Consider the following 8,108-nt stretch of genomic DNA (forward strand, 5'->3'; position numbering starts at 1 on the left):
CCCGGCACCACGCCCGCCGACCCCGCCGTCGGCGCGGCCACGATCACGCCCATGCTGGCGGAGCGCTCCAGCACCGCCATGGCGTAGCTGGTCGCGCGCGAGAGGCTCTCTCCCATGAGGGGGCCGCCCAGTCTCCCCGCGGCGTCGCTCACGGCGCGGGCCTGGCCCCCGATGAGGCCGCCCAGCGAGGGGGAGGGGCTTGCGATCGGCCCCGCGACCTCGTCCCTGAGCGCCGCGATCACGCGCGCCATCTGGGCGTCCACGTCAACCGCGGGCGTGAGCTCGAGCTCGCGCAGGCGCATGGCCTCGCCGATGCCCACCCCCTCACGCGCACAGAGCGAGAGCAGCTCGGCGCCGTTGTCGAAGCCGTGTGCCAGCGTCGCGTCCGCTGGGACGTGGGGCGCGCCCGGCACGTCCACGACGCTCGCCGAGAGGATGTTGGGCCCGCGCGAGAGGAAGTCGACGAGCCCCTGGTCCACGGCCTCGTCGAGCTCGAAGACCGTGTAGGCCTTGCCCCCGCGGCTCTCGCGGAAGGTGCGCAGGGTGGCGATGTTGGAGGAGGAGGCGGAGACGCCGCTGGTGAGCGCCGCCAGCACGCCGGGCTTGTCCTTGTGCGCCACGAAGAGGGTGGGGTAGTCGCCCGATATCTCCACGCGCACGCCGTCGATGGAGACGATCCTGACCCTGCCCCCGCCCAGGGACTCGCCCGTCACGGCGACCCTCGAGCCATCGGCGCTGTGCATGGTGACGGTCACCGTGTTGGGGTGCATGCCCGCTCCTTCCTCGCTGGGCAGGAACGAGAACTCGATCCCCGCCTCGCGGGCCAGGTCGAAGGAGTCGCGCACGCGCACGTCGTCCGGGGCGAGTCCCAGGATCCCGGCCACGAGCGCCCGGTCGCTGCCGTGGCCCCTATAGGTGTGGGCGAATGAGTTGTAGAGGGTGAACTCTGCCCTCCTGAGCTCGCGGGGACCCAGCGAGCGGGCCACGAGGGCGATCCTCAGGGCGCCGGCGGTGTGCGACGAGGAGGGGCCCACCATGATGGGGCCCAGGATCTCGAACGCCGAGGTGGTCATCATGGGGCGTCTCTCCTAGCTGCCGCCGGCCCCTGCCGGCGAACGTCGTCAAAGTTGGCGGGCCGAGGCAGCTCCCGTGGGGTGCCCCGGCCCGCATGCATGCCCATTGTGCCCAATCCGGGCGGCTAGCCCTCGCTCGTCTCGGTGAGGGGCAGGGCGCGCTCGAGGCGCGCCAGGACCATGTCGCGGCCCAGGAGCTCGAGGGACTCTCCCAGCGGGGGAGAGACCTGGTTCCCGCACTCCGCCACGCGCACGGCGCCGTAGAACTTGCGCTTGTTGGCGCCGAGCCTCTCGGGCAGCGCCTCGAGGGCGGCGTCGATCCGCGTTGCGTTCCACTCGTCCTCGCCCAGTGCGGCAAGCGCCTCGGCGGCCGCCTCGAGGTAGCCGCGTGCGCCCTCCTTTGCCAGGTTCTTGGCGACGGACCTCTCGTCGAAGGCGAGCTCCTCTCCCTCGAAGAGGAAGCGGGACTTCTCGACCACGTCGGGGGCCAGCGTGGTGCGGGGCTTGAGGATGCTGGACAGGAGGTCGAACCAGGGGGCGCTCGCGCGGTAGACGGCCTTGGGGTCGTCGGCGACGAGCCCTGCCTCGTGCAGCTGGGGGAGGAGCACCCGCTGCGAGAACTCCGCGTCGCTCATGGCCTGGACGTACTGGCCCTGGATCCAGTCGAGCTTCTTGAAGTCGAAGGTCGCTGGGTTCTTGGACACGTGGTCGAGCGAGAAGCGGCTGGCCAGGACGTCGCGGGGGACGATGGTGGTCTCGCCGTCCAGGGCCCAGCCGAGGAGCGCCAGGTAGTTGACGAAGGCGTCCGCGTCGTAGCCCTGGTCGCGGTACTCCTCGACGGAGGTCGCGCCGTGGCGCTTGCTGAGCTTCTTGCCGTCCGGCCCCAGGATCATGGAGATGTGGGCGAAGGTGGGCGTGGGTGCGCCCAGGGCCTCGTAGACCATGACCTGGCGCGGGGTGTTGGAGAGGTGGTCGTCGCCGCGGATGACGTGGGTGATCCGCATCATGGCGTCGTCCACCACGGTGGCGAAGTTGTAGGTGGGCGTGCCGTCGGAGCGGAAGATGATGAAGTCATCCAGCTCGCGGGCGTTGAAGGTCACCTCGCCGTGGACGGCGTCCGGGATCACCACGTCGCCGCGGTCGTCGGGCACCTTGATGCGGATGGTGTAAGGCTCGCCGGCGTCGACGCGAGCCTGGGCCTCGGTCGGGTCGACGTTGCGGCAGGTGCGCTGGTAGCCCTGGAAGGGGTCGTGCCTCTCCTCTGCGGCCTTCTTGTCCGCCGCGAGCTTCTCGGGCGTGCAGAAGCAGTAGTAGGCCTTGCCCTCGGCCACCAGGCGCCGTGCGGCGTCGCGGTACAGCGCGAGACGCTCCGTCTGTTTGTAGGGACCGAAGTCGCCGCCCACGTCGGGGCCCTCGTCCCAGTCGAGGCCCAGCCAGCGCATGGCGCGCAGGATGATCTGGGTGTTCTCGTCCGTGGAGCGGGTCGGGTCGGTGTCGTCGATGCGCAGGACGAAGCTGCCCCCGTTCGCGCGGGCGAAGGCCCAGTTGTAGATGGCCGTGCGGGCGCCTCCCACGTGGAGCTTGCCGGTGGGGGAGGGCGCGAAGCGCACGCGTACGGGTCTGGTGTCTGACACGGGGTCTCTCCTGACGTGCTGGCGCGGGATGCCGCGCGAGGTGTTGTCCAACTCGCCCAGTATAGGCGTTCGGGACGGGCGTCCGCAGGCAGCGCGACAGCGCGGGTCCTTCTATGGGGGGTGACGCAGCGGCAGGTGCGTGTGGAAGTCGCGCGCCCGCCGGTCCCGTTGGCCCTACATCAGCCTCGTGGACTCGAGGCTGCGCTCCATCCAGCTCGTGAGCCGCGCCACGGGCTTGCGCAGGAGGAGTCCCAGCAGCAGCGCCGGCGGCAGGAAGGCGAGCAGACGTGCCAGGGCGAGCCAATAGTCCGCCCCCCAGAGTCCCGCGATGGCGCAGCGCATGGCCTTCTCCGCGTGCACGAAGGGCAGGAAGGGGTAGGCCGCCTGGAAGAAGCCGGAGGGCAGCATCTCGCGCGGGAAGGTCCCGCCCGAGCCCGCCACCTGGATCACCATGAGGAAGACGGCGATGGCCTTGCCCACGTCGCCGAAGCTCGCCGTGAGGGCGAAGGTCAGGTTCACGAAGACGAGGGAGGCCAGCCATCCCGCGAGCAGGAAGAGCCAGGGGTGCAGGCACTGGATCCTGAGGAAGAAGAGGTCCCCCAGGAGCACGAGGGTGGTCTGGGCCAGGCCGACGACGGCGAAGAAGGCGAGCCGGCCCAGGTAGGCGTGACGGGGCCTGGCGCCGGTTTGTCTCAGGGCCTCGGGCGAGAGGCCCGTCCTCACCAGGGCGCAGAGGATGACGGCGCCGACCCATATGGCCAGGGTGGTGTAGAAGGGCGCCATGGCCGAGCCGTTGTTCTGGACCGGGAAGACCGCGTCACGCTGGAGGCTCACGGGAGACGAGACGAAGTCGGCGAGGTCGGCGGGGTCGCCGCTCAGGACGGCGCGCACGCGGTCCACGTCCGCGGAGGCGAGGGCCTCGTCGAGGCTCGCCCTCGTCGCGTCCATGCGGTCCGCCGCGGAGTCGAGGCGCGCCCGCGCCTCTCTCAGGGTCTGCCCCATGCCGTCGAGGCCGCTCGTGGCGTCCGCCACCTTACCCTGGGCGCCTTGGATGGCCGAGCTCGCCTGGGACGAGACGGAATCGGCCCTCCCGGCTGCCTCCTCCATGTCGTCCGCGAGCGAGCCCAGGCTCTGCCCGAGCTCGCCCTGCCACGTCGAAAGTCCCGAGGAGAGCTGGTCCTTGGCGTCCGCGACGAGGCCCTCGAGTTCGGCCTTGCTGCCGGTTGCGTCCCTCCGGGAGCCTTCCACGTCGTCGATGGCCCCCTGCAGGGCGTCGGAGAGCTGCCCCAGGTCGTCGAGGGCGGAGGAGACGCGGCGGTTCAGCCCCTGGATGGTGAGGCGGAGCTGCCGGACGTCCTGGAGCTTGGCGGCGTCGTCCCCCAGGCTGTCCTCGAGCTGGGCCGAGAGCGTGTCGCTGCCGTCCAGGTCGTCGCTCAGGGCCTGGAGGTCGGCCCTCCTCTGGTCGACCTCCGCCTTGGCCTTGGCGAGGCCGTCGGAGAGGTCGGAGCCCTGCCCGTCCAGGGTCTTGTATGCGGAGTCGAGCGCCGAGGACACGCCATCCAGGCTCGAGGCGCCCCTCTGGAGCGAGCTCGACACGGTCGTGCCGGCGTCCTCGAGACCCCCTCCGAGACCCCTCACGCCGCCCGCCGCCTGCGAGAGCGACTGCGCCAGGGTCCCGCCGTCGCCCTGGGTGCCGGCGAGGAGGGCGTCGGCGCTCCCCATGAGTCCCTGGAGCGAGTCCACCACCGCCTGGTAGCTCTGAAGGGTGCCCGAGGCCTGCCTGAGCGACTGCGAGCTGCGGGCGAGCAGCCCCTCGAAGGAGGAGGCGAGGCGGGTGGTCTGGTCGTCGTCCAGGTAGCTGCCCAGGTCCTGCAGGACGGAGGCGCCGACCTGGGTCACCGCGTCGGCGAAGGAGGAGTCTATCTCCTCCTGGACGGAGGTCGACACCTTGCCCGTCACGATCTTGCCGATGGCGTTCTTCTTGTCGTTGCTGTAGTAGCTGACCTGGGCCTTGGTCGCCCCGGGAGAGAGGATCCCCAGGATCTTGCGGCTGAAGTCGCGGGGGATCACGATGGCGGCGTAGTACTCGCCGCTCCTCACGCCCTCGAGGGCCTGGTCCTCGTCGCAGACCACGTATCCCACCTTGTCGCTCTGGCGCAGGCGCGCGACCACGCGGTCGCCCACGTTGAGCTCGACGGGCACCAGCTCGCCCTTGTAGCCCTCGTCGGAGTTGGCGAGCGCCACCTTGAGGTTGCCCGTGCTGCCGTACGGGTCCCAGGCCCCGGCGATGTTGAACCAGGCGTAGAAGCTGGGGACCACCACCAGCCCCACGCAGACCACGAGTGCGATCACGTTGTGCCTGAGCGCCAGGAAGTCCCTCCTGGCGACCTCGAGGACGCGGCTCATCGGGCATCGCCCCCTTCCTGGCCTAGTTTCTCGTCCAGGAGCTCGTGAAGCCTCTCGTGCGGGAGCGAGCCCAGCTCGGCGCGGCTCGAGAGGTGGCTGTGCAGGTACTCCACGACGATGAGGTAGCTGCAGATGACGACGAGCGAGACGATCCACAGCACCAGGAGCGGCATCTTGGCGTCGAGGGCGAAGAGGAGCGCGCAGAGCGCCACGGGAATCACGGCGAGACAGGCGAACCCGCGTCTCACGAGGGTGGGGTAGGCCTCCTCGAAGCGCGCCGCGCGCCGCGTCAGGCGCTCGCGGTACTCCTCGGAGCCGGAGATGGCGCGCAGCAGCTCCCGTATGCCCGGCCCCTGCCGAGGGGGCGCGACCCTCTCGCTCACCATGAGCTCCGTCTGGGCGAGGCGGGCGTCGAAGAGGGCGTTGATGTTCACGAGCCTGCGCCGGGCGGCGAGGCCCACGAGCAGGGCGGGTGCGAGGAAGGCAAGGAGCACGAGCAGGTTCTGCAGGTAGAGGTTGCCATAGTGGCCCGCGATGGCCTCCCTCATGGCGTTGATGCCGTAGGTGAAGGGGAGCCAGGGGTTCAGGGCCTGGAAGAAGCCAGGCATCATCTCTATGGGATAGGTGCCCGATGAGCCCGGGATCTGCACGATCACGAGGAGGACGCCCAGCGCCATGCCGATGTGCTTGAAGGCGACGCAGAGGGCGAAGACTACGCTGACGTACACGAAGGACTCGACTAAGCCGGCGAGGACGAAGGCCACGGGATGCAGGCACTGGATGCCCAGGGCGAGGTCGCCCAGGCAGCAGACGAGGGCCTGCACGAGCCCCAGGAGGCTGAAGAGCGCCCAGCGCCCTAGGTAGCCCTGCCAGGGACGGATGCGCCCCACGCCCAGCCCCTCGAGGTCCACCTCGCGCTTGTAGATGGCCACGAGCACGAAGCCACCCACCCAGAGCGCGAGGTTGGTGTAGAAGGGCGTCACGCCCGAGCCGTAGTTCTGAACGGGGAAGACCGCTTGGCTCCGGAGTTCCACGGGCGAGCCGAGGAGCTCTCCCACGCGCTGCGCGTCGAGCTTGCCTGCCGCGGAGAGGAGCCTCCAGGCCGTTCCGCCCTGGATGGCGACCAGGTCGTCGGCGAGCTGGGAGACGCCGTCCCTCGCCGTGGCAAGGGACCCCGCGGTCGCGTCAAGGGCCGCCTTCGCCTGGACGAGGGTCTGGTCGAGCTGCACTAGGCTGCCGTCGGCGCGGGCGAGGGTGGGCGAGACCTGCCGCGCCGCGCCCGCGAGGCCGGCCCCCGCGTCCGCGAGTTGGTCGAGCGAGGCCTCGAGCTGGGGCAGGGAGTCGTTGGCGAGGGCCGACCTGAGGTCGTCGAGCTCGCTGGCGCTGCCCTGGATGGCATCGTTCACGGAGGAGGAGAGCCCCCTCACGTCGTCCGCGCCCGCGGACACGGAGGACGAGACGCGCCTCAGCTCCTCGAGCCGGGCGGCCTGGGCGTCGCTGAGCCCGGCCAGCACGCTGACCTCCGCGTCGATCCTGCCCTGGAGCTCGCGTCCCAGCTCGGCCGAGCTGCCTCCCGCCCCCTGGAGGGAGGCCGTGGTCGAGCGCAGGCCCTCCAGCGTCACCTTGAGCTCCTGCGTGGACTGGAGCGTCGTCTGGAGGCGTGCGATGGCATCGTCCAGCCGGCCCTGGGCCCATCCCACGTCGCCCGCGAGCCTGCCCAGGTCGTGGGAGGCGGTGGTGGAGAGCCCCGAGACGCCGGCCGACCCCTTGGCGACTGCGGCGTCGAGCTCCGCGGCGAGGCTGCGGGCCTTGCCGCGCGCCGCGCCTATGCTGGCAAGCCCGTCGTCGAGTTGCGACGCGACCCCGTCCCCGTCGCCAGAGAGCCCCTGCAGCGCCTGGCGCGCCTCTCCCACGCCGCCGCGCGCGCCGTCCACCCTTTGGCTCGCGTCAGAAAGCCTGTCCTGGAGTTCCCCCAGGCTGTCCCGCACGCCCTGGAGGTCTGCGAGTGCGCCCCGGCTGGCGTCCCTTGCCTGGCCTTGAACGGTCCCGGCCAGGTCTGCCGCCCGCTGGGTCACGACCTCCCCCACGACCTTCACGAACTCGTCGCCCACCTGGTCCTCGAGGGTGGTTGCGCCGGTGTCGGTCACCTTGGGGGCAACGGCGTTCTCCTTCTCGTTGACCAGGTACTGGATGTCCGCCTTGGCGGTCTTTCCCTCGAGCACCCCGGCGAGGGTGGAGCTGAAGTCGGGGGGGATGATGATGGCGGCGTAGTAGCGGCCGGAGCCCACGCCCTCGCGCGCGGCTCCCTCGTCGGTGAAGTCCCAGCCCAGCTGGTCGTTCTGCCTCAGGCGCTCGACCACCATGTCGCCCGCGTTCACGAAGCCCCTGCTGCCGGCATTGGCGCCCTGGTCCTCGTTGACCACCGCGACGGGCACGGTCGAGGTGTTGTTGTAGGGGTCCCAGTTGGCGAGGATGTTGAACCACGCGTACAGGGAGGGGATGACGCAGACCCCCAGGGTGACCACCACGGCCATGGGGTTGCGCAGGATCCGCCTCAGGTCCCGGAGGAATATCTTTGCCGCCGTCTTCATAGCGCTCCTTGCCACGGGGCCCAGGGCCCGACATTTTCCTGCGACAGTCTACCCAAGGCGTACGTTCATTTGAATGGGAGTCAAAAATTTCATCAACGAACTACAGGGGGAGAGGGACGAACCAACCGGGTCGTGAGCTGCGCTTATCTTGCATGAGACGGGCGTCGCGGCATCAAGACACCGCGCTTCTCTCCCCCTCGAACGGTGCGTTGGGGGGAGAAGTTCAAAAAATCTCGTTCCTGCATGCTAGAATCGTCGCGGCCAAGGGGGAAGGACGGCGATGGGTATCATCAACGAGCAGGCTGCGGTCGAGGTCGCCGGTGCGGCGCGCGCCATGAGGGGCGTCGCACATGGCGTCGTCGAGGGGCGGGTGGAGCGCACGCGCCAGCGGCTCAGGTCCTCGT

4 protein-coding genes are annotated in these 8,108 nt (G+C 70.2%); all 4 read right to left on the minus strand.

What is annotated here, in order from left to right; translation table 11 throughout:
• A partial coding sequence (gene sdaAB / locus BQ7388_RS02515; protein ID WP_072500426.1) for an L-serine ammonia-lyase, iron-sulfur-dependent subunit beta occupies positions 1-1,076 on the minus strand: 1,076 nt, incomplete at its 3' end.
• 122 nt (positions 1,077-1,198) lie between these two features.
• Complete coding sequence (gltX, locus tag BQ7388_RS02520; protein WP_072499704.1) at positions 1,199-2,707, minus strand: glutamate--tRNA ligase; 1,509 nt, start codon at positions 2,705-2,707, stop codon at positions 1,199-1,201.
• A gap of 174 nt (positions 2,708-2,881) precedes the next feature.
• Positions 2,882-5,113, minus strand: coding sequence for a YhgE/Pip domain-containing protein (locus BQ7388_RS02525; RefSeq protein WP_072499705.1), 2,232 nt, complete (start codon positions 5,111-5,113; stop codon positions 2,882-2,884).
• Positions 5,110-7,704 (minus strand): YhgE/Pip domain-containing protein, encoded by a 2,595-nt coding sequence (locus tag BQ7388_RS02530; RefSeq protein ID WP_062530200.1) that lies wholly within the window; start codon positions 7,702-7,704, stop codon positions 5,110-5,112. The genes BQ7388_RS02525 and BQ7388_RS02530 overlap by 4 nt, the downstream gene beginning before the upstream one ends.
• Positions 7,705-8,108 lie beyond the last annotated feature (404 nt).

Source organism: Olsenella phocaeensis (assembly GCF_900120385.1).
Lineage (GTDB): Bacteria > Actinomycetota > Coriobacteriia > Coriobacteriales > Atopobiaceae > Olsenella_I > Olsenella_I phocaeensis.

Coding starts and splice junctions, on each gene's coding strand:
- BQ7388_RS02525 (WP_072499705.1), bottom strand. CDS start 5,113: ATGAGCCGCGTCCTCGAGGTCGCCAGGAGGGACTTCCTGGCGCTCAGG.
- BQ7388_RS02530 (WP_062530200.1), bottom strand. CDS start 7,704: ATGAAGACGGCGGCAAAGATATTCCTCCGGGACCTGAGGCGGATCCTG.